Origin of the sequence: Aeromonas simiae, from assembly GCF_000820125.1 — a bacterium.
Classification (GTDB): Bacteria; Pseudomonadota; Gammaproteobacteria; order Enterobacterales; family Aeromonadaceae; genus Aeromonas; species Aeromonas simiae.
Genome location: NZ_CDBY01000039.1, coordinates 16,659 through 38,134, shown reverse-complemented (window position 1 = coordinate 38,134; position 21,476 = coordinate 16,659). Strand labels below are relative to the sequence as shown.

18 protein-coding genes and 1 tRNA gene are annotated in these 21,476 nt (G+C 58.7%); 7 read left to right on the top strand and 12 right to left on the bottom strand.

Features of this window, described 5'->3' with window-relative positions:
- Positions 1 to 220: 220 nt before the first annotated feature.
- From BN1134_RS06860 to BN1134_RS06825, 9 genes are all read right to left on the bottom strand, one after another.
- Positions 221 to 1,216 (bottom strand): plasmid recombination protein, encoded by a 996-nt coding sequence (locus tag BN1134_RS06860; RefSeq protein ID WP_232300605.1) that lies wholly within the window; start codon positions 1,214 to 1,216, stop codon positions 221 to 223.
- A gap of 1,090 nt (positions 1,217 to 2,306) precedes the next feature.
- Positions 2,307 to 4,763: a primase-helicase zinc-binding domain-containing protein gene (locus BN1134_RS06855; RefSeq protein WP_042046159.1), complete on the bottom strand. Its 2,457-nt coding sequence runs from the start codon at positions 4,761 to 4,763 to the stop codon at positions 2,307 to 2,309.
- A complete protein-coding gene (locus BN1134_RS06850; RefSeq protein ID WP_042046158.1) occupies positions 4,760 to 5,014 on the bottom strand; it encodes a hypothetical protein in 255 nt (84 codons plus the stop codon). The genes BN1134_RS06855 and BN1134_RS06850 overlap by 4 nt, the downstream gene beginning before the upstream one ends.
- Entirely contained in the window at positions 5,011 to 5,370 is a 360-nt protein-coding gene (locus BN1134_RS06845; RefSeq protein WP_042046157.1) for a hypothetical protein, read from the bottom strand. The genes BN1134_RS06850 and BN1134_RS06845 overlap by 4 nt, the downstream gene beginning before the upstream one ends.
- A gap of 497 nt (positions 5,371 to 5,867) precedes the next feature.
- Entirely contained in the window at positions 5,868 to 6,725 is an 858-nt protein-coding gene (locus tag BN1134_RS06840) for an antA/AntB antirepressor family protein (RefSeq protein WP_042046156.1), read from the bottom strand.
- 140 nt (positions 6,726 to 6,865) lie between these two features.
- On the bottom strand, positions 6,866 to 7,075 hold the full coding sequence (locus tag BN1134_RS19185; RefSeq protein ID WP_084214738.1) for a helix-turn-helix transcriptional regulator: 210 nt from the start codon (positions 7,073 to 7,075) through the stop codon (positions 6,866 to 6,868).
- A 117-nt stretch (positions 7,076 to 7,192) separates the two neighbouring features.
- On the bottom strand, positions 7,193 to 8,119 hold the full coding sequence (locus BN1134_RS06835; RefSeq protein ID WP_084214737.1) for a hypothetical protein: 927 nt from the start codon (positions 8,117 to 8,119) through the stop codon (positions 7,193 to 7,195).
- 95 nt (positions 8,120 to 8,214) lie between these two features.
- The gene (locus tag BN1134_RS06830; protein ID WP_042046154.1) at positions 8,215 to 9,423 is read right to left on the bottom strand and encodes a tyrosine-type recombinase/integrase; all 1,209 of its coding nucleotides are present in this window, start codon (positions 9,421 to 9,423) and stop codon (positions 8,215 to 8,217) included.
- A 262-nt stretch (positions 9,424 to 9,685) separates the two neighbouring features.
- Positions 9,686 to 9,770: transfer RNA gene (locus tag BN1134_RS06825), tRNA-Leu, on the bottom strand.
- Between the two features lie 141 nt (positions 9,771 to 9,911).
- On the opposite strand from BN1134_RS06825, the gene BN1134_RS06820 reads away from it, so the two are divergent.
- Positions 9,912 to 10,421, top strand: coding sequence for an RDD family protein (locus BN1134_RS06820; protein ID WP_042046153.1), 510 nt, complete (start codon positions 9,912 to 9,914; stop codon positions 10,419 to 10,421).
- Between the two features lie 61 nt (positions 10,422 to 10,482).
- Here BN1134_RS06820 and lptG read toward each other — a convergent pair whose 3' ends face one another.
- Together lptG and lptF are read right to left on the bottom strand one after the other, a co-directional pair.
- Positions 10,483 to 11,553 carry an LPS export ABC transporter permease LptG gene (gene lptG, locus BN1134_RS06815; protein ID WP_042046152.1) on the bottom strand — a complete coding sequence of 357 codons (1,071 nt, stop codon included), beginning with the start codon at positions 11,551 to 11,553 and terminating at the stop codon, positions 10,483 to 10,485.
- 19 nt (positions 11,554 to 11,572) lie between these two features.
- Positions 11,573 to 12,685: an LPS export ABC transporter permease LptF gene (gene lptF / locus BN1134_RS06810; protein ID WP_042046151.1), complete on the bottom strand. Its 1,113-nt coding sequence runs from the start codon at positions 12,683 to 12,685 to the stop codon at positions 11,573 to 11,575.
- Positions 12,686 to 12,857: 172 nt separating this feature from the next.
- Here lptF and pepA point away from each other — a divergent pair, with 172 nt between their 5' ends.
- The 6 genes from pepA (at position 12,858) to pbpG (ending at position 20,847) form a co-directional block, all read left to right on the top strand.
- The gene (gene pepA / locus BN1134_RS06805) at positions 12,858 to 14,366 is read left to right on the top strand and encodes a leucyl aminopeptidase (protein ID WP_042046150.1); all 1,509 of its coding nucleotides are present in this window, start codon (positions 12,858 to 12,860) and stop codon (positions 14,364 to 14,366) included.
- 81 nt (positions 14,367 to 14,447) lie between these two features.
- A complete protein-coding gene (locus BN1134_RS06800; protein WP_042046149.1) occupies positions 14,448 to 14,870 on the top strand; it encodes a DNA polymerase III subunit chi in 423 nt (140 codons plus the stop codon).
- A 39-nt stretch (positions 14,871 to 14,909) separates the two neighbouring features.
- Positions 14,910 to 17,762 (top strand): valine--tRNA ligase, encoded by a 2,853-nt coding sequence (locus BN1134_RS06795; RefSeq protein ID WP_042046148.1) that lies wholly within the window; start codon positions 14,910 to 14,912, stop codon positions 17,760 to 17,762.
- 170 nt (positions 17,763 to 17,932) lie between these two features.
- Complete coding sequence (locus BN1134_RS06790; protein WP_042046147.1) at positions 17,933 to 19,237, top strand: hemolysin family protein; 1,305 nt, start codon at positions 17,933 to 17,935, stop codon at positions 19,235 to 19,237.
- Entirely contained in the window at positions 19,237 to 19,890 is a 654-nt protein-coding gene (locus BN1134_RS06785; RefSeq protein ID WP_042046188.1) for a DedA family protein, read from the top strand. Before BN1134_RS06790 ends, BN1134_RS06785 begins: the two co-directional genes overlap by 1 nt.
- A 132-nt stretch (positions 19,891 to 20,022) precedes the next feature.
- A complete protein-coding gene (gene pbpG / locus BN1134_RS06780) occupies positions 20,023 to 20,847 on the top strand; it encodes a D-alanyl-D-alanine endopeptidase (RefSeq protein WP_042046146.1) in 825 nt (274 codons plus the stop codon).
- A 52-nt stretch (positions 20,848 to 20,899) separates the two neighbouring features.
- On the opposite strand, the gene BN1134_RS06775 is transcribed toward pbpG, so the two are convergent.
- Positions 20,900 to 21,340 (bottom strand): YMGG-like glycine zipper-containing protein, encoded by a 441-nt coding sequence (locus tag BN1134_RS06775; RefSeq protein WP_042046145.1) that lies wholly within the window; start codon positions 21,338 to 21,340, stop codon positions 20,900 to 20,902.
- Positions 21,341 to 21,476: the final 136 nt, after the last annotated feature.

Sequence of the window (21,476 nt, the reverse complement as noted above, 5' to 3'; positions counted from 1 at the left end):
GGTTGCAATGGTTTAGGCAGGGAAGCGATCAAGTGCTGTTGTAAAACCGCCGTATACAACGGCGGTTTTCACTATCCCGGCTATAAGCGATGATGCGGTGGTATCAAACGAAATGTGAGCGACAGCCAGTGTATCCACTGTCAGATACACTGGCTGGGTCAGAGATTGCGGCGGGACTGGGGAGGTGGGCAGCCAAATCGGGTTATCGGTGATCGGATCACTATGGATGCAGGTCAAGCCCGAGTGCTTGGTTAACTTTGTTGGTTTTTTTGACTGCCTTTGCAACCGGATAGAGGGCTTGCTGGATCTCGGTGGCGAGCGGGCGCAGTTCCGCCAACGCCGCAATCGCGGTATCTGCTTCAGCCTTTGGCTCTATCGCCCTGGGATCTCGAAGAATCGCAGCAAATGCGGCCAAGATAGGTGACAAGATCCCTCTCATCCGCACTTCAGCCGCTGTGACAGTCTGCTTGGCCCAGTGTTCAGCTCGAATGGCTATTGCCTCGGCCTGCTTAACCTTCAGCAAAGACACCTCTATGCGTGCCTGAGCCTGTTCCTCGGCCTCCTTAACCCTCTCGGTTGCCTCAACTATCCGGTGCGCTATCGTTGCCTCATGGGCAGCCAGTTCGGCCAATCTGGTCTCGGCAGCGTCGATCTCGGGAGTACGAAGGAGCACTGTTTCAAGCATGGCTTGACGCTGGGAGGCATTGTGCCTGGCACCATACAGCGCAGCAGCCTTCGTCGCGGCCAGTAGCTGATCTTTTGTGTAGAGCGGCTCGCCCCGTCCAAACAACCCGGTTCGGTGCTCAACCTCTTGCATAGCGATGATCTGATTGATTTTCCCCATGGCTGGCCCTTTCGGCTGCGTTGCCCCGATGAGTGCAGCATGGGCAGACAACGCCCTCTGTTCGGCGTTCCACACCTCCCTCGGCAGTCGCCGCCGACCCGGTCCGAGACGGGCAAGCCCAAAGTCTGCGGACACGGTGTGGATCTCGTCCTGCCAAGCTCTCATGGCCTGATTGAACGCGAGACGTTGCAGACCCTTTCGCTCCCCTCGCGCAGCTGAGGCCCGCGTAGCAGCCACACCAGGATGTACCGCACCGAACGATTCGCCGGGCAGCGGGACCAGGTAAAAATGGATGTGTCGATGCCGTTCATCACTATGCTCGACCACCGATTTTAGCCTGTCACCATGCTTGGTTTTCAGATACCTGATCATGGCGTCACGATACCCTGGCCAGAGCTCATCTGGCAGGTTCTCCGGGACACTGACCACACCAGCACCTAAACACAGTCCGTCAATCCTCAGCTTACGCCCTCGCGGGTCTACGGCCTGCTCCGCCCATGCGGTGGCCTGCTGTACGGCCTCCGATGGCGTTACCCCAAAACGTTGGATCGGCGGCTTAGGGTCTTTGACATGTGGATGGGCGCCGGGTCTGCGCTCAGCCTCATCCGCTATCTGCTGTGCTGACAGTACCCGCCCCGTCTTTGTCTTCCCGCCTTGTCGTGCATACCCGTCAATGTGTGCAAACTGATATCCCGCCATACATGGCTCTCCCGCGTTATTTCAGTCCACGCTACTGCAAAAGAGAAATTTGGTGGGGGAAAATATACGCATAGTGACCGACTTGGCTTATGCGCTTGAGTCCTTCGTCCTCTTCGGCATAAGCGTCGGCCCTGCGGGGCGCGGGCACTGCTGGCAACAGCAGAGCTTGGGAGGGAAACCTCGAGCCCTAAACACGGCCAGCCAGAGAAGGGATCGACCATGATTACCCCGTTCCCAGGGTTGGAACTATTGCCAGTCAGCAGGGAGGAAGCGGATTTCTGTCTGATGCACCGGCGACGAACGTTACAAATTAGCAACCTTTCCGACAAAAATCACGGCCAAGCGCAGCGTGCGGATGGAAGTCAGAAAAATAGTTCCGACCATTCCAAATCGCTACAGCCCAGTAGCTGCAAGGCTTGCGGAGATGGAATCTATTTTCTCCCACATTCCAATAGGTCCATTTCTTCCGGAATTCGTCCAAATTGGTCTGCCATAAAACCCATAATCTCATCTGACCATCAACAAATTAGAAACACTCTTCCTTGGTGGCAGTCCTGCTTAAAGGTGGAACTATTGGAATTATTTGGAAGTATCTAAAAAAATAGTTCCGGATCTCTACCCCTTATTTAGCAAGGCTTTCAGAGCAATTGGAACAAATGGAACTATTTTTAGCGGTATTTATGATTGCAAGCACCTACCCATGCCCACAGATACAAAAAGGGGCCGCACTATGGCGACCCCCTGCTTCTCTCTGGCTGGCCTGCTATGGCGTAAACATCACCGGCTTTGGCATGAACTCCTCAACCTCATCGGTTAGTACGATGTTGGTGATAACGCCGTCGCTGCGGCGTGTCTTGTACTCGCTCCCCAGCTCCTTAGCCATCTGCTTGAGTGAGCGGCTGACCGCATTAACCGAATGCGGGCGCTCTAGGCCGTGGTACTCCATGTATGCCAGGTAGGCGTGATAAAAGTAGCGGCGCGGATTGCGTATCACATCAGTCTTGCCACCCATGCGCAGCCCGTTGGGCGCCGCGATAAACTCCACCATGGCACACAGGTCGAACAGGGGATCCGTTGCCCGCTTGACGGCGATTGCGTCGGTAGAGTTCCGCTGCTCCAATAACAGATCCTTCGCCACCAAAGGATCGGCGAACCGGTCCAGCAGGTGACGGATGATCACCGGCAGCTCGGCGGCGATTTTCTCTCCGAGCTGCGGATCCTTGTCAGCCTCGGCCACCACGTTGTTGAAGGTGAAGATCACCCTTCGTCGTGACATGCCACCATTACGCTCGGTGATCACCATCGGCTCGTTGTTGGTCGCCAGCACTACGGCACGCACCTTGGCGCTGAACATCGGCTTTCCTTTCTGGTTGATGGAGACCTCGTCACCACCCGTGATCGCCTTGAGCGTCGCACCGTCACCGATATATTTGGGCTGATCTGGCAACAGGATCAGCCGCTTGTCCCACACGCTCTCCAGGCCAAAATCACTCTCCAGGCGTTTCATGGAGCTGCTGCCCACGTTGCGGCTACCGACCAACAGCTCACACAGGTTTGCCATCACCGACTTTCCGCTTCCCCCTTCGCCGGTCACCTCAAGGAATAGCTGCCAGTCGTAGCGGTTCGCCAGCACCATAAACAGCGCGGCCTTGATGCGCTCCATCTTGGCGACGTCGCTCTCGGCGGCATGAGCCAACCACTTGCTAAAGTAGGGGGCGCTGGTTTCCAGCGTCTCACCGGGGAGCGGCTCCCCATAGGTGATCCCATTGTGGCTTAACAGGCCATCGGCGGGCGAGTGCGGTCTAAATGCGCGGTCAGCCATGTCATAGACCCCGTTCGCAAAACCGATCAGGTCGTCGCGGGGCACCGCCATCAGCGGGATCATCTCCTTCATGGTATCGACTACCCCACTCAACATCTTGCTACTGAACGGCACACCATGATCGGCATAGATCGCAGCCATCTCCCGGCGCTGTATGGCATCTGATACATGTTCCCACAGGCTTCCGGTGTATCGGTACACGGTCGCGGCCACTATGTTTACCGCCACCTCGCCAAGCCGTTCCCGCAGAAGCTCGGCCCGTTGGCTAGGTGCCATCTTACCGATTTCAACGCCCTGGTTGCTCAAGCCGGGGCGCAATGTGATCACCTCCGCCGCCTTGGGCTCTTCTTTGGCGGCCTCGGCTCGCGGCCCTTCCTTCTGGCTAGCGCCTTGCTCTTGTTGGTCATTGCTTGGGTCAATCTGGCGCATGATCTCGTCTCTTACTGCGGGCAGCCCGTGGGCTTGGTGGTAGTCGTTCCAATCGCCGACGGTGGGCGGTAGTGCAACCACTGCTCCCACGGCCACGGCAGCCTGCTCGGCCTTGGTCTTGCCGGGGTTGCCCGGGGTGTTGGCATCGTTGTCGGCGGCAAGCCATAACCGGCACGGTTGCAAGGGGTCGTCCATCCCCCTCACCACCTGAGCGATGGCCAGCAAGTTACCCGCATCCATGGCGCAATAGACGGTCGCCCCGGTTGCGAGGTGAACGCTCAGACCGGTGGCATAACCCTCGCAAACCGCCACCATGGCACTGCCAGGGATCCGGTGGCAGGCCGCTTGTTTCTGACCACCGGCCAGGTAGTGCCTCACCCCGTCATGGCGGATCAGCTGTACGTTCACCAGTTCGCCGGTCTCGTTGTAGAGCGGTACCACCAAGGAGCCAGCGGGGAACGCCTCTTCCCCCACTCGGATCAGGGTGCTATTCAACAGCCCACTGGGCCAGCTCAAGTGTTTATGTGCCAGATAAGGAGATTGGCCAGGCTTGCAGTCGCGCAGGATATCAGCGGCGCGTCTGGCGGCTTTCTGGCGCTTAATCTGCTGCTGTTGTTGCTCTGCATCAGCCTGCGCCCGCTGTTGTTGCTGCAATTGCTCTCGGTCAGCGTCTGATATGACAACATGGGAAAAGCCAAGTACCCCTGCAACCAGTTCCGCAGCATCCTTCGGCAACTTACCGGTTACACGGCGGATCAGATCCAGCCCGTCACCCGCGCCACACTGGCTACAGATCCAGGTACCACGCCCGCCCTTGTCATCAAGCCGAAAGCGGTCTTTCCCACCACAAGCCGGACAAGGCCCATGCTGCTTACGTGGCGGCACCGTCACCCCCAGATTTGCCAGCAGTTCAGGCCAGTGGCCACAGGCCGCGGCGGCCACGTCAGAAACGAATGTTGCCTGGCTCATGCATCACCCCCCACCAGAACGGTCACCAGCTCATTGAAAGCGCGTTCATCCAACCCAGCCTTCAGCTGGCGGGCCTGTTTAGCGGTAACGGCCCCCGCCATACCGTTGGTGCTGACAATGAAGTCATCGCGTTGCCTGCGGCCGGCAAAGGCGCTCAGGCAGCCAGCTTGTGAGCGTTTGCCGGTTTTTTGGTTGGCTGGGCCTGTGAATGTGGGTTGTTGATCCGCTGGAGCCCATGCGTAATAGGTCATACACCCTCCCTGAGCTTGGCCAGCTCAACGGCTTCAAACTCGGCAATGACTGGGGCGAGCAACACACTGATCACACACGGCTCGATATGGGACTGATTGCCATTGAGCACCTTGAGCAGGACGGAGGCATAACGATTGATGCGTTCAGCTGGCTCCGCCAATGGCGTCCCGGCACAACCAGTCTCCAATTCATCAAGTTGGGTCTGCAATGGATGCAACAGGTCGGAGAGCTCCAAATAGAGCATCCTCTCTGTATTGGACTCACAGATGCAGCTCAGGGCAGAAGCAAGCATTGCAGACTGCTCAAACAGAGCTTCAGCTTGGATAACCTGGCGAGTTCGAATGGTGCGTTTCATGCTGCGGCCCCCTTGCTCGGGGTACGGGACAAAAACACCAGGGGCAGACCGGGCAGCGCAGAACGAGCTTGTGCTTCGTTGTTGGCAACGGCGGAAATGGTCCGGATACGGCGTAGGTCTGCCAAACGGCAGGTACGGGAATGCTGGATCAAGAAGGTGTAGATCATGGCCTGTACTCTCTCGTGGTTTAGTGAGTCGGCCATGCTGCAAATGGGGATGCGGCATGGCGTCAACTACCTCCACGAGAAGGCGGGCCTTATTCACCCTTGCGGGCTTATTGGGGCCTCTCAACCATACCGCAAAAGCGGATACACTCCCGCCGCGTTGGGCGTGAATGTGAAGTTCATCTGTGCGACAGCCTGGGGTAGTAGCCCAAATGGCAGGCACAAAAAAACCGCTAATTGTCGGTTGCGGGTAACCGCTCGTGGAAGTAGTACTGTTGGGGTTAGTAGCCCCAACGGATAAGATCGTACCGTGTCGGATCGTGTCACGCAATATCATTTTTCGCCCCCTTCGCGTTCAACCCAGGCAGCCAGCATGGCTGTTAGCCTCATCTTGCGTTCCGCAAAAGGCATATCCGCGTCGAGGAAAGTGGCATTACTGCGCTCAAGAAAGGCGACCAACGCCAGTTGATATGCGCTCAGGTGTTTCCGTACCTCGCCTTTCAGGCCGTGTTCGACCAGCCATGCTTTGCCATCCATCCCAAGCACCAACCGATTGATCATGCCCAACTCATTGCTGTAATGGTGACCAGCAGTCTCCTTACCCTGCCTGGTACGGTGCTGCAGCAGAGCGCGACACATTAGCCCGTGATAGTCCTTGCTGGCGTCCCGTTCGGCTTGCCAATGGGCTTGTGCCGACACTTGCTGTTGCGGGGCAACCTCGGCCAGCCGCCGTTCGCAGTCAATGAAGTAGCGGCGCGCACGGCGGCCCTCAGTGTTTCGCTCGACCATGGCCAACTCCTTGGCCATGTCCAAAGTAAGGGCGTAACCCTTGACTCTCCGCCCCCGTGCTTTGGCGCTATTTCGCCGATAAAGATGCGCCTCATTTGTATCTGATAAATTTATCGTGCTCAAAATGACTTCATCGAATCTGGCGAAATCATCCCCTTCAATAAACTCATATTCGGCAATACGGGCTTTCATCCAATGGGAATATTCTTGTCCCGACTTCAAGAAGGCGTGAAGCTCACGAGCATTAATGGTCTGGATGCGCTTACTACCAACCATATTTTCATGCAGTGGCAACAATTCAGATATGGCGTTCGCAATATCATTAGAATGAAGAGTGTGAGCAGTATTTTTTTTGGGCAAGGCTTCGCCCCGAGCGATATGCCCCTGTTGCTTGTTATTCATTGCAATAAAAACCTTAAGCGGTTCCGCTGACTGGCTTAGCAATCAGAATACTGATATTATTGATCAGCGGTAATTGGTGAATGATTGGTTTGGGCTGCTCCTGCTACGGGCGGCCCTTTCTTTTGGATAACACCCTGATACTAAGCAGCCTTGCCCTGGGCATTCATCCAATTCCGTACATCTTCGGCCCGCCAAGCGGTCACACGTTCAGACAGTTTCACCGGCTTAGGTAATTTACCATTAGCAGTCCAGCGCCAGACGGTCACAGTGGCGATCCCCAGCAATCTGGCCAGCGTACCCACCCGGACAAACCCTTCTACTGGCAATTCAGATGATGTATGTAATGACATGGTTTATTGCTCCTTTACGTGTCGTGTCGTTTCTGGAGCAATCAAACCATAGCTGTCTGAGGAAATGGCTGAGTTATAGAAAACTCAGCGGAGTTATGCATAAATCATGAGGATTATTTACCTGACTCCACCTTTTTTTAGCCAACTTATCAGTGTGTTATCGTCAACATCAGGGTCACCAACACCTGGAACCCTGCTAGCAATCTTATTGCGTAGTTCACCAATGCTGCCCTGAAAATCGGTATCATCCAGACCGTATGACCGTAGCAACTCAACAATAAAACCGCACTGTTTACTAGTGACTCGTTCATTGCTAATAGCTGGATTAACATTGATTTGTAATGAGTGCATTTTTTCTGAATGCAAAATATTTACATTCTTGCTCATCATTTCACCAGTTGTAATATGATGATTCATTTTCAACAAATCCTCACGCATCACTCGTATCCTAGACGACATGTCAGATATTTCTGCGGCGATTAAATCAATGCCAAAAGTGTCTTCTGGTGACGACTCATCACCAATATAGTTTGCGGAGAGATACCATGATGTATTTTCATCGATTGACTTTGCGTATTGCTCCTGAATGAAGTTGAACTTGCTGATTTTCCAGAATCCAGAAATATCAACAAAGCAGTCATGCAAATTCACCGCCGGATCCATCAAACGGATAGCCGCACCAAATTTAAACAACTTGGCGTTTGAATAAAGAACTTTTGGCGTTACATTTATTGGTCCTTCCTCCGAGACAACCATCGATTTCACATATGTATTACCGTCATATTCCCATTCAATATCTCGGCGCTCTTCGTATGTAATAAGATCTTCATTAGAATATACCTCTCCAACAAGATATGTTTCACCATCACTAATATCTCTATCACGGAACTGAGCATATAGATTGATCGCCCCTACATCAGCCCAGTGATATATATCCTCAACTTCACACCCCAGTAACTTGGCCGCACGTTCAGGACTGCAATATTCTAGTGGTAGCAAGGGTTTATTATCTGACTCAGTTTGTTTGCTGTTTAAGGTTGCCATATTGTTGTCTCTGCACACTTGCCTTGAATAGGTTACAGGTAAGCCTGACAAGGCTTCCCACTTTTCTCTCCGTCAAGATAGGCCCAGCCAAGTCGTTAACCTGCTCGGTTGAAATTCACTGGTAGCACATTGCTACCCCGTTGCGAGTCATAGAAATCAGCCAGCCACTGCAACAGCTTGCGCCGGTCGTCCAGGTACTCAGCTCGGTGATAGGCTGCCCGCACCTTGTTGCGTTCGGCATGGGCAAGCTGGCGCTCTATCACGTCCGGATCAAAGCCTTCCTCGTTCAAGGTGGTAGAGGCCAGCGCCCTGAAACCATGCGGGCAAGCAATCCCTTTGTAGCCCATCCGCCCCATGGCATAGCTCAAGGTGTTCTCACTCATGGGATTAGTCAGTTTGCGCTCGCTCGGGAACAGCAACTCACAGTGGCCTGTCAACTGACGCAGCTCACCGAGCACAGCCAACGCCTGACGAGAAAGGGGAACAAGGTGCTCGGTTCGCATCTTCATCCGCGCAGCAGGGATCCGCCATTCTGCTCGCTCCATATCGAACTCATCCCAACGAGCAAAGCGCACTTCACCAGGACGGGTCATAGTCAACATCAGCAGATGGAGGGCAAGACGAGTCGCTGGATTAAGTGGCTCGGCTTCCAAACGTCGGAAGAATTCTGGCAGTTCTGAACGGGGCAAAGCGGGTCTGTGCTCCTGCTTGGTTGCCTTGAGTGCACCTTTCAGGTCTTGGGCCGGGTTGTAGCTGGCTCGTCCAGTCTGAATGGCGTAGCGCATGATCGCGCTGACCCGTTGCAATATCCTTCCCGCTGTTTCGGTTGCCCCCCGCTTCTCAACTTTCCGGAGAGCCTCCAGAATCATGGGGGCAGTCAGTTCGGTAACAGGGACAAGCCCGAGGTCAGGGAAGGCATCGACTTCCAGAGATTCGAGTACCCGAGAGGCGTGGCCAGGACTCCACAGGGCAAGCTGGCTCTGGTGCCATTCCCGCGCCAGCGCTTCGAAGTTATTCTCGCTAGCCAGCTTGTTGGCGATCTTGCTCTGCTTTTTGACTAGGCCTGGATCCACACCTTCAGCAATCTGTCGACGAGCCTCATCCCGTTTGGTTCGCGCCTCTTTCAGTGACACCTCGGGATAAACCCCTAAAGCAAGCGTCTTCTCTTTGCCGCCGTGGCGATACTTGAGCCGCCAATATTTACCAGACTGGTTGACCAGCAGGAATAGCCCCTTCTCATCAGAGAGCTTCTGAGGCTTGCCAGTGAATTTGGCCTGCCGGGCGGTGATATCGGATAGCGGCATGGGGGTATCTCCCGTCTCTGCTTGGGGGTACTTATCACATGCTGGGGACAAAAGATGGACATTCGGCGGGCCAAGAACGGCGCGGAATGGTGACCTGTGGGGGTACTTTTTACCCCCATCTGGACTGATACCCCCAGATGTACCCCCAATAATGGGGGTATGTTATGAGGCTATATGATACGACAGTACATAACAAAAAACCCGCACAGCCTTAGGCTATGCGGGTTTCAGCCATGTCATGATACGACATGAAATTCAATAATGGTGCCCGGGGTCGGACTCGAACCGACACGGTTTTACCCGGCGGATTTTGAATCCGCTGCGTCTACCGATTTCGCCACCCGGGCAGTGCGAGCGATTATACGAACGGCAGGGGAGCTGGCAAGCAATTTATCCAATTCTCCTTGGCGTTTGTCTATTTATTCAACGCCTTGCCGTAGCAGAGTCGCCTCCCTACAATGCCCCGCATCACTACAAGGAAGAAAATCATGGCCAAACGTCCCCCCATCACCCCTGCCAAACCGCAGACCTCCCCCCATCCTCAGGCCAACTTCTGGCGCCGCCTGGGCGCCTGGCTGTATGACGCCCTCATCGTCCTAGCACTGCTGATGGTGGGTGGCGCCCTCGGCCTGGGTGTCGCCAACCTGCTGGTCGCCACCGGTCTGGCCACCCTCAAGGAGGGAGAGGACGCGGCTCACCTGTTGCAGCATCCTCTCTACAGCGCCTGGTTGGCGGCCATCATGATCGGTTTCTATGGCTGGTTCTGGGTGCGTGGTGGCCAGACCATCGGCATGCGCGCCTGGCGTCTGCGCATCCAGAACCAGGACGGCAGCAACATCCGCTTCACCCAGGCGTTGATCCGCATGGCCACCTCGGCCTTTGGCCTCGGTAATCTGCTGGCGCTGTTCGGAAAGCGCGCCTTTCAGGATATCTGGGCCGAGTGTGAGGTCGTGGTGCTGAGCAAAGAGGAGAACCGGGCCCTGCTCGATCGAGAGTGATGACCCCTGCATATGATGTCTGAATACAAGAAGGGCGCCCGAGAGGCGCCCTTCTTCATGGTCAGCGTTTGCGATTGAGGATGTAAAGTGCCCCACCACCAAACAGCAGGCTGGGGGCGATGGCACCAATGATGGGCGGCACCGCATAGACCAGACTGACCGGGCCAAACAGCCGATCGCTCACATAAACCAGGAAACCGGTCACAATCCCCATCAGCATCCGCGCCCCCATGCTCACCGAGCGCAGCGGGCCAAAGATGAAGGAGGAGGCCAGCAGGATCATGGCCACCACGGTGAGCGGTGACAACACCTTGCGCCACATCTCAAGCTGATAGCGTCCCGCATCCTGCTGGTTTGACTTGAGATAACCGATGTAATCGCGCAGGCCGCTCACCGAGAGGTTCTCGGGATCGATGCTCACCACCCCCAGCTCCTTGGGCGTCAGCTCCGACTGCCAGGTCATGGTCGGCACCCGGCTCTGGGTGACCTGCTGTTCGTTATCGACGCGGGTGATCAGGACATTCTTGAGCTGCCAGTGCTGCTCCTGATAGATCCCTTCGCTGGCCATCACCACATCGGCTAGGCGCCGCTGCGGGCTGAAACGATAGAGCGCAATCCCGACCAGGGTGCCGTCGTTACGCACCCCCGAGATGTTGACATAGTTGTTGCCATCACGGGCCCACACCCCGTCCGCCACCAGGGTCAGACGCCCCCCCGAGATGGCCCCCGCCCGGATATCCTCACCGGTGCGCTTGGCGATGGGAGCCACGTACTCCCCCACCAGGGTGAAGACGATCATCAAGGGGATAGCGGTCTTGAGCGCCGCCATGACGATGCTGAGCTTGGAGCGCCCGGCCGCCTGCATCACCACCAGCTCGGAGCTGGTCGCCAGCTGGCCGAGGCCGATGAGACCACCGAGCAGGGCCGCCAGCGGGAAGAAGAGCACCGCCTCCTTGGGCATGGAGAGGGCCACATAGAAGAACGCCTTGAGCAGGGTGTACTCGCCGTCCCCTACTGACTTGAGCTGCTCGACATACTTGATGAGGCCAGCCAGCCCCACCAGCGTCAGCTCAGAGAGCAGGATCGACATGAAAATGACCCGCCCTATGTATCGGTCGAGAATACCAAACATACAAATACCTCTTGGGTCATCACGCCTTGGATTTCAGCCACTTAGCCTTGTGCTGGTTCCACCATGCCGTTCCCTGCAGGTTCAGGGGCAGGCCGATAAACAGCAGATAGCCGAGCGGGATAAGGAACATGCCCGGCCAGTGCGGCAAGGCACCGCTGGCAATCGCCGAGCGACCGGCACTGAGCAGCAGGAAGTAGGAGAGATAGAGCAAAATCGCCGGCAGCAGCTTGGCATAACGCCCCTGACGCGGGTTGACCCGGGCCAGCGGCACTACCAGGAAGGTGAGCACCAGGATGGAAAGCGGCAGCGAGATGCGCCACTGCAACTCGGCCATCAGCTCATCGTCGATGTCGGCATGGAGCAACTCCGTCGTCGGCTTGGCCGTCGACTTGCGGTTGGACTGCTCCAGATCGCGCTGCTGGATCACCACGCCGTAGCGTGCGAACTCGGAGATCCGAAACTCTTTGCCGGCAAAGTGCCCCTCGAAGCGCTGACCATTTTTCAGGGTCAGCCACTGCAACCCCTCCTTGTCCATGGTCACTTCCCCCTCGTCGGCCACCACCAGTGAGGGAGGAACCTTGCCCTCGGCGCGCTGCACCACGAAGACCCTGTGTAGCTGGGTGCCCCGGTTGTCGAGATCCTGGATGTAGGCGATGGTGCGCCCCTTATCGAGCACCATGAAGCGCCCCTCCTGCAACAGAGAGATGCCGGGGTCGGCCTTGAACTCGTCCATCACCTGATACTCGCGCTCCTTGGCGGCCGGGGCGATCCACAGGGTGTTGACCACGGCCACGCTCGCCGTGAGCAGTGCAAGCACCATGGCGTTATTCATCACGAAGCGATGGCTAAACCCCACGGCATGCATCACCGTCATCTCACTTTCGGCATACAGACGACCGTGCGCGAACAAGATGGCCAAAAACAGGCTAATCGGCAGCATCAACAACGCCATGTTGGGCAAGTTAAGCCATAGCAGCGTCGACACCAGCCGGGTCGGGACATCCCCTTCGGCCGCCTCGGCGATGATCTTGATGAACTGCTGGCTGATGAAGATAAGCAGCAGCACAAACAGTACAGCCAACTGAGTCTTGAGTGTTTCTTTGAACAGATATCGGAAAACGATCACAGTCATTCCCACGTAAACTTGTGTTTTTGGTCGAATGCCTGAAAAATAGGGCTTTGCTTTGAATTTTTGCCTATTTTGGACAGCGGGGCACGAGCTGTTCGCTCCGCCGGGTCGACCCTCGACGAGCGCCTCATTATTCATGAAAAGCCGTGGCTTGTCTTTAGATCTAGGAGATTGCATGGAGTTCAGTGTTAAGAGTGGCAGCCCCGAGAAACAACGCAGCGCCTGCGTTGTCGTCGGCGTCTTCGAGCCGCGTCGCCTCTCGCCAGTAGCCGAGCAACTGGACAAGATCAGCGACGGCTACATCAGCTCGCTGCTGCGCCGTGGCGACCTGGAAGGCAAGCCTGGCCAGATGCTGCTGCTGCACCAAGTACCCGGCGTACTGAGCGAGCGGGTGCTACTGGTGGGCTGCGGCAAAGAGCGCGAGCTCGACGAACGCCAGTACAAACAGATCATCAACAAGACCATCACCACCCTGAACGAAACCGGCTCCATGGAGGCGGTCTGCTTCCTCACCGAGCTGCACGTCAAGGGTCGCGACACCTATTGGAAGGTGCGTCAGGCCGTCGAAGCCACCAAGGCCGGCCTCTACTCCTTCGATCAGTTCAAGACCAACAAGGCCGAGCCACGCCGTCCCCTGCGCAAGCTGGTGTTCAACGTGCCGACGCGTCGTGAACTGACGGTAGGCGAGAAGGCCATCGCCCACGGGCTGGCCGTGGCGCGCGGCGTCAAGGTGTGCCGTGACGTGGCCAACATGCCGCCCAACGTCTGCAACCCGGCCTACCTGGCCTCCCAGGCCCGCCGTCTGGCCGATGCCTACGACAACATCACCACCAAGGTGATCGGCGAGCAGGAGATGGCCGAGCTCGGCATGAACTCCTACCTGGCGGTGGCGCGCGGCTCCGAGAACGAAGCCATGATGGCGGTGATCGAGTACAAGGGTCACCCGGACGCCAAGCCGGTCGTGCTGGTGGGCAAGGGGCTGACCTTCGACTCGGGCGGCATCTCCATCAAGCCAGCCGATGGCATGGACGAGATGAAGTACGACATGGGGGGCGCTGCCGCCGTGCTTGGCACCCTGCACGCCCTGGCCGAACTGCAACTGCCGATCAACGTGGTCGGCGTGCTGGCCGGTTGTGAGAACATGCCCGGTGGCAACGCCTACCGCCCCGGCGACATCCTCACCTCCATGTCCGGCCAGACCATCGAGGTGCTCAACACCGACGCCGAGGGGCGCCTGGTGCTGTGCGACGCCCTCACCTATGTCGACCGCTTCGAGCCCGATACCGTGATCGACGTGGCGACCCTGACCGGCGCCTGTGTCATCGCCCTGGGTCACCACACCTCGGGCCTGCTGGCCAACCACAATCCGCTGGCCTCCGAGCTGCTCGGCGCCTCGGAGCAGGCCGGTGATCGCGCCTGGCGTCTGCCCCTGTTCGACGAGTACCAGGAGCAGCTGGAGAGCCCGTTCGCCGACATGACCAACGTCGGTGGCCGCCCGGCCGGCACCATCACCGCCGCCGCGTTCCTTTCCCGCTTCACCAAGAAGTACAACTGGGCGCACCTCGACATTGCAGGCACCGCCTGGAAGAGCGGCAAGGAGAAGGGCGCCACCGGGCGACCCGTGCCCCTGCTGACCCAGTTCCTGCTGAACCGGGCCGGCGTGGACATCGAAGTCAAGGATTGAGGAATCCACCGCGATTCCCACTCACGCAAGGAAGAGGCGCCCCCTCTTCCTTGTTTCATTGATGGGCCCGCAGGAGAGAACATGAGCCACGTCACCTTCTACCTGATGCAGGACGACGACCGCGAAGCCCTGGTATGCCGGCTGATTGCCGAGACCTGGAGCGGCGGGCACATCTATTGCCTGTGCCGTGACGAGGGCGAGTCACTCGCCCTCGACGAGCGCCTGTGGCAACTGCCGGCCGATCGTTTCGTGCCGCACCAGTTGCAAGGCGAAACGGGTCAGGCACCGGTCGAAATTGGCCATCAGCCGCCACGCCGACGCTATGCCCGCCTCATCAACCTCACCGATGAGGCACCTTTGTTTGCAGGAGAGTTCGCTCAAGTGGTAGATTTTGTCCCCACTAACGAGCGCGACAAGCAGCAGGCCCGCGAGCGATACAAGGCCTATCGTCAGGCCGGGCATACGCTCGAGATGCTCGAGCCGCCTCCGGCGCCCGCCCCCTGACTGTCACCCCTTTTAGATTCTTCGGAAAACAGCGACACCATGGAAAAAACCTTCAACCACAACGCCATCGAACAGGCGCTCTACCAGCACTGGGAATCTCAGGGCTACTTCAAGCCGCACGGCGACACCAGCCAGGAATCGTTCTGCATCATGATTCCGCCGCCCAACGTCACCGGCAGCCTGCACATGGGTCACGCCTTCCAGCAGACCCTGATGGATACCCTGATCCGCTACAACCGCATGCTGGGCAAGAACACCCTGTGGCAGGCCGGTACCGACCACGCCGGTATCGCCACCCAGATGGTGGTGGAGCGCAAGATCGCCGCCGAAGAGGGCAAGACCCGTCACGACTACGGCCGTGATGCCTTCATCGACAAGATCTGGCAGTGGAAGGAGGAGTCCGGCGGCACCATCACCCGCCAGATGCGTCGTCTCGGCGACTCCGTAGACTGGGAGCGCGAGCGCTTCACCATGGACCCGGGCCTCTCCAAGGCCGTGCAGGAGGTGTTTGTACGCCTCCACGAAGATGGCCTGATGTACCGCGGCAAGCGCCTGGTGAACTGGGACCCCAAGCTCGGCACCGCCATCTCCGATCTGGAAGTGGAAAACAAGGAAGTGAAGGGCCACATGTGGCACCTGCGCTACCCGCTGGCCAACGGCGCCAAGACCGCCGAGGGCAAGGAGTACCTGATTGTCGCCACCACCCGTCCGGAAACCATGCTCGGTGACACCGCCGTCGCCGTTAACCCGAACGATCCGCGCTATCAGGCCCTGATCGGCCAGCACATCCAGCTGCCGCTGGTTAACCGCCTGATCCCCATCGTCGCCGACGAGCATGCCGACATGGAGAAGGGCACCGGCTGCGTGAAGATCACCCCGGCCCACGACTTCAACGATAACCAGGTGGGTAAGCGCCACAGCCTGCCGATGATCAACATCTTCACCCTCGACGCCCATGTGCGCGCCGAAGCCGAGGTGTTCGACAGCGAAGGCAATGCCGCCGACGTCTATGACGCCGCCCTGCCGAGCGAGTTCGCCGGTCTGGAACGCTTCGCTGCCCGCAAGGCGATCCTGGCCAAGCTGGAAGCGCTGGGCCTGCTCGAAGAGACCAAGGATCACGTGTTGCAACAGCCGTACGGCGATCGCGGCGGCGTGCCCATCGAGCCGATGCTGACCGACCAGTGGTACGTGCGCGTGGCCCCGCTGGCCAAGACCGCCATCGAGGCGGTGGAAGATGGCCGCATCCAGTTCGTGCCCAAGCAGTACGAAAACATGTACTTCTCCTGGATGCGCGACATTCAGGACTGGTGCGTCTCCCGTCAGCTGTGGTGGGGTCACCGCATCCCGGCCTGGTATGACGAAGCCGGCAACGTATTTGTTGGCCGCAGCGAGGACGAAGTGCGCGCCAAGCACAATATCCCGGCGGTGACCGTGCTGCGTCAGGACGAAGACGTGCTCGACACCTGGTTCAGCTCCGCCCTGTGGACCTTCTCCACCCTGGGCTGGCCGGAGAAGACCGACGCGCTCAAGACCTTCCACCCGACCGACGTGCTGATGAGCGGCTTTGACATCATCTTCTTCTGGATTGCCCGGATGATCATGATGACCATGTACTTCATCAAGGACGAAGACGGCCAGCCGCAGGTGCCGTTCAAGACGGTCTACATCACCGGCCTCATCCGCGATGAGGAAGGGCAGAAGATGTCCAAGTCCAAGGGCAACGTGCTCGATCCCCTCGACATGATCGACGGCATCTCTCTGGACGATCTGCTCGAGAAGCGCACCGGCAACATGATGCAGCCGCAGATGGCCGAGAAGATCGGCAAGCGCACCGCCAAGCAGTTCCCGGAAGGGATCGAGGCCCACGGCACCGACGCCCTGCGCTTCACCCTGGCGGCGCTGGCCTCCACCGGCCGCGACATCAACTGGGACATGAAGCGTCTCGATGGCTACCGCAACTTCTGTAACAAGCTGTGGAACGCCTCGCGCTACGTGCTGATGAACACCGAGGATCAAGACTGCGGCCTCAATGGTGGCGAGATGCAGTTCAGCCTGGCGGATCGCTGGATCCAGTCCCAGCTGCAACTGGCCGTGCGCGACTTGCGTGCCGCCCTCGATACCTACCGCTTCGATATCGCGGCCGGCGTGCTCTATGAGTTCATCTGGAACCAGTTCTGCGACTGGTATCTGGAGCTGACCAAGCCGGTGCTATGGAACGGCTCCGAGGCCGAGCAGCGCGCCACCCGCCACACCCTGGTCAACGTCCTCGAGACCTTGCTGCGTCTGGCCCACCCCATCATCCCCTTCATCACCGAGACCATCTGGAAATCGGTGGCCCCGCTGGCCGGCATCCACGCCGACACCATCATGGTGCAGGCGTTCCCGGCGTTCGATGCCGCCAAGGTGGACGAGGCCGCGCTGGCGGATCAAGAGTGGGTGAAGCAGTTCATCGTCAGCATCCGCAACATCCGCGCCGAGATGAACGTGGCCCCGAGCGTCCCGCTTGAGGTGCTGCTCGCCTGCAACGAGGTCGATGCCCAGCGCGCCATGGCGAACGAGACCTTCCTCAAGACCCTGGCCAAGCTCGCCTCCATCCGCGTGCTGGCAGAAGGCGAAGCCGTGCCCCTTTCCGTCAAGAAGCTGGTCGGTGACACCGAACTGATGATCCCCATGGCCGGCCTCATCGACAAGGAGGCCGAGCTGGCTCGTCTGGCCAAGGAGATCGCCAAGCTCTCCGGCGAATGCGGCCGCATCGAAGGCAAGCTCGGCAACGAGGCCTTCGTGGCCAAGGCACCGGAAGCGGTCATCGCCAAGGAGCGCGAGAAGCTCGCCGACTACCGTGGCCAACTGGCCAAGCTGGAGGCCCAGCAGCGCGATATCGCCGCGCTTTAAGCTGAACCTCGAGTGAATAAGACCCCCTGTCACAGGGGGTCTTTTCATTTGGCGGAGCCGATCACACTTGCTCACCGCTACCGACGCCTCAGACTCAGGTTTTACAAGCGCAACGCGGGTAAATTCATTAGAATGCGAGCGCACTGTCTTACCGGAACCATCACACCTCTATGGAATTATTGATCCTCATCGGATTGATTCTGCTCAACGGCATCTTCGCCATGTCTGAAATCGCCATCGTCACCGCCCGCAAAGCTCGACTCAGCCGACTGGCCGAAGAGGGGAGCAAGGGGGCACGTATCGCCCTGCGACTGGCAGAAGAGCCGACCAATTTTCTCTCTGCCGTGCAGATCGGCATCACCAGCATCGGCCTGCTCAACGGTATCTACGGCGAGGCGGTGCTGGCCCAGCCGTTTGCCCTCTGGCTACAGGAGTGGGGACTCACCCCGCGCGCCAGCTCCCTGCTCGCCACCGTCTCTGTGGTGGTCGTGGTGACCTATCTCTCCATCGTCATCGGTGAGCTGGTGCCCAAGCGGCTCGGCCAGATCAGTGCCGAGCGCATCGCCTGCCTGGTGGCCCGCCCCATGTTGTGGCTGGCCATGCTGACCCGCCCCTTCGTCTGGCTGCTTTCCGCCTCGACCAATGCCAGCCTGCGCCTGCTGCGGGTGCGCCAAGATGGCGCCAACAACGTCACCGAGGAGGAGATCCACGCCATGCTGGTGGAGGGCTCCCAGGCCGGGGTGATTGAAGATCAAGAGCACGCCATGCTGCGCAACGTGTTCCGCCTGGACGAGCGCTCCCTCTCCTCGCTGATGGTGCCGCGCAGCGACATCCACTTCATCGACCTCGAGCAGCCGCTCGAGGAGAACCTCCAGCGCATCACCGCCCACCAGCACAGCTACTACCCGGTGTGCGCCGGCTCGCTCTCCAACGTCATCGGTATCCTGCACGCCACCCGGGTGCTGGAAGCCTTCGTGCGCGGCGAGCCGGTCAACCTGCGCGCCATGGTACAAAGCGGCAGCCTGCTGCCCGAGACCCTGCACGGCTTTGAGCTGCTCAATCACTTTCGCACCCACCCCGAGCCGCTGGCCCTGGTGGTGGACGAATATGGCGAGTTGCAGGGGCTGGTGACCCAGCGTGACCTGCTGGAAGCCTTGGCTGGCGACTTCCCGGTCGATGCCTCCGACGAGAACTGGGTGGTGGAGCGCGCCGACGGCAGCCTGCTGCTCGATGGCCTGATCCCGCTGCCCGAGCTCAAAGACAGCCTGGCCCTCGCCCGCCTGCCGGAAGAGGACAAACACCACTACCATACTCTGAGCGGCCTCATCATGTTCCTGCTGGGCCGTATCCCCAAAACCGGCGAACTCCTGACCCTAGAGCAGTGGCAACTGGAGATCGTCGACATGGATGGTCTGCGTATCGACAAGGTACTGGCCAGCCGATCCCCCGAACACACCGAGCGGAGCGAGCAATGATCGAGCAGTTTTATCACCTAGCTCATGCGTTCATGAATCTGGATCTGGTCGCCCTTTCCGATCCCAAGTTGTCTATCATGCTGTGCGTCATGCTGGCGCTGTTCATGGTCCTGGAAAATGGTTTTCTGCCCACCGCCTTTCTGCCGGGGGACAGCCTGCTGGTGTTGACCGGCGTACTCATCTATCAGGACGTGGTCTCCTGGCTGGTACTGCCGATGCTGATCGCCTGCTCCTTCTTCGGCACCTGGCTCGGCTACATGCAGGGGCGCTTCTTCGGCCACACCCAGCTCTACCATCGCCTGCTCTCTCACATCGACAAGCCGCACCAAGAGAAGGCCTACTACCTGCTCAACAAGTACGGCATCCTGACCCTGATCACCGCCCGCTACATCGCCTTCGTGCGCACCGTCTACCCCTGCATCGTGGGGGCGGCCGAGATCCCGCAGGGGCGCTTTCTCATCATCAACCTCATCAGCGCCATCATGTGGTGCACCCCCCTGGTGTCCTTCGGCTACTACATCAGCCACACCAAGCTGGCCGAGACCTACCAGAGCCAGTTCCTGAGCTTCATCCTCTACCTGCCCATCGTGCTGCTGGTGCTGGGGCTGGGGGCCATCATCTGGCGCCAGCTACGCAAGCGCGGCGACAAATAACGCAATGACGGCAGCGCGCCGGCGAGCAGAAAAAAAAGCCGCCGGCGCTCTTGTTTTCCCCCTGCAAAAATGAGTGAATCTAGCGCCCTTTTTCGATGGGCAAGCGCCCGTCGTGCTGTCAGGAGTCGTTGTATGGGGTTCTCGTTGCGTGTCTTTGGTTTGTTGGGGCTGCTGACCGGCGCCCTCCTGTTTACCCCGGCCTCCCAGGCCAAGTCTGCCAGCCCCGGCGTCATGTCCGGCAACGCCCTGGTGATCGATGTCGCCACCGGGCGCACCCTGTACCAGAAGAACCCCAATCAGGTACGTCCCATCGCCTCCCTCACCAAGCTGATGACGGCCGTCGTGGTGCTTGAAGCGCGCCAAAGCCTGGGGCAGACCCTGACCATCGACGACAACGATCGCGATCGCATCAAGAGCACCCACTCCCGCATCCAGATGGGCACCAAGGTGAGCCGCCGCGATGCGCTGCATCTGGCACTGATGTCCTCCGAGAACCGCATGGCCTCGGCACTGGCCCGCCACTATCCGGGCGGCAAGGCGGCCTTCGTACGCGCCATGAACCAGAAGGCGCGCCAGCTCGGCATGCGCAACACCCGCTTCGTCGACTCGACCGGGCTCTCGACCCGCAACGTCTCCACCGCCCGCGATCTCGCCAAGCTGGTGGCCGTCGCCTATCGCCAGCCGCTGATCCGCCAGTTCACCCAGGATCCGAACCGCGAGATGCGCTTCGCCAAGCCGAGCTACAGCCTGATGTTCAACAACACCAACCCGCTGGTGAAGAACCCTGACTGGAGCGTTCGTCTCTCCAAGACCGGTTACACCAACGAAGCGGGCCGCTGCCTGGTGATGCGCGCCAAACCCGGCAGCCGCGAGCTGGCCATCATACTGCTCAACGCCCAGGGCAAGCGTACCCCGGTGGGGGATGCGAACCGCATTCGCAAGTGGCTCAGTAGCTGATGCCAAATAAAGAAGGGCCCCGATGGGGCCCTTCTTTATTGCACGCCGTCACTCAGTGATGACGGTGTTTCTTGTGCTTCTTATGTTTCTTGTGCTTGTTGTGGTGGTAATTGTGGTTATCACCGCGACTGTCATGACCATCACCGGTCTTGGCACCGATCGCCGCCCCGGTCGCACCACCGACCCCGGCACCGATCAGCTGACCACTGTCGCCTCCCACGCTCTTGCCGAGGGCGGCACCACTCAATGCCCCCACGGCGCCACCGATGGCCGCCTCATTCTTGTTGCCGCGATCGGCCCCGACACTGCCCCCGGCAGCCCCACCGACGGCAGCACCGATCAAGGCGCCAGTATCACCACCCAGCTCTTTGCCGATGACCGCCCCGGCGGCACCACCGGCCCCCCCTCCGAGCACAGTTCCCAGAGTTTCCGACGCCAGCGCCGGTACGCTACCAAGCAGCATGGTCAGGGCAAGGCAAGTGAATCTACGCATATCTCTTCCATTGGGTTGATATCTCGCATGTCACTATACAAAGGCCCCCTGGTTTAGGAACGGCCACTATGATGCCAAGCGAGACCAAGACGGTGTGGATTTATATATAAATTTGATTTAATTGAATTTTTTGTTT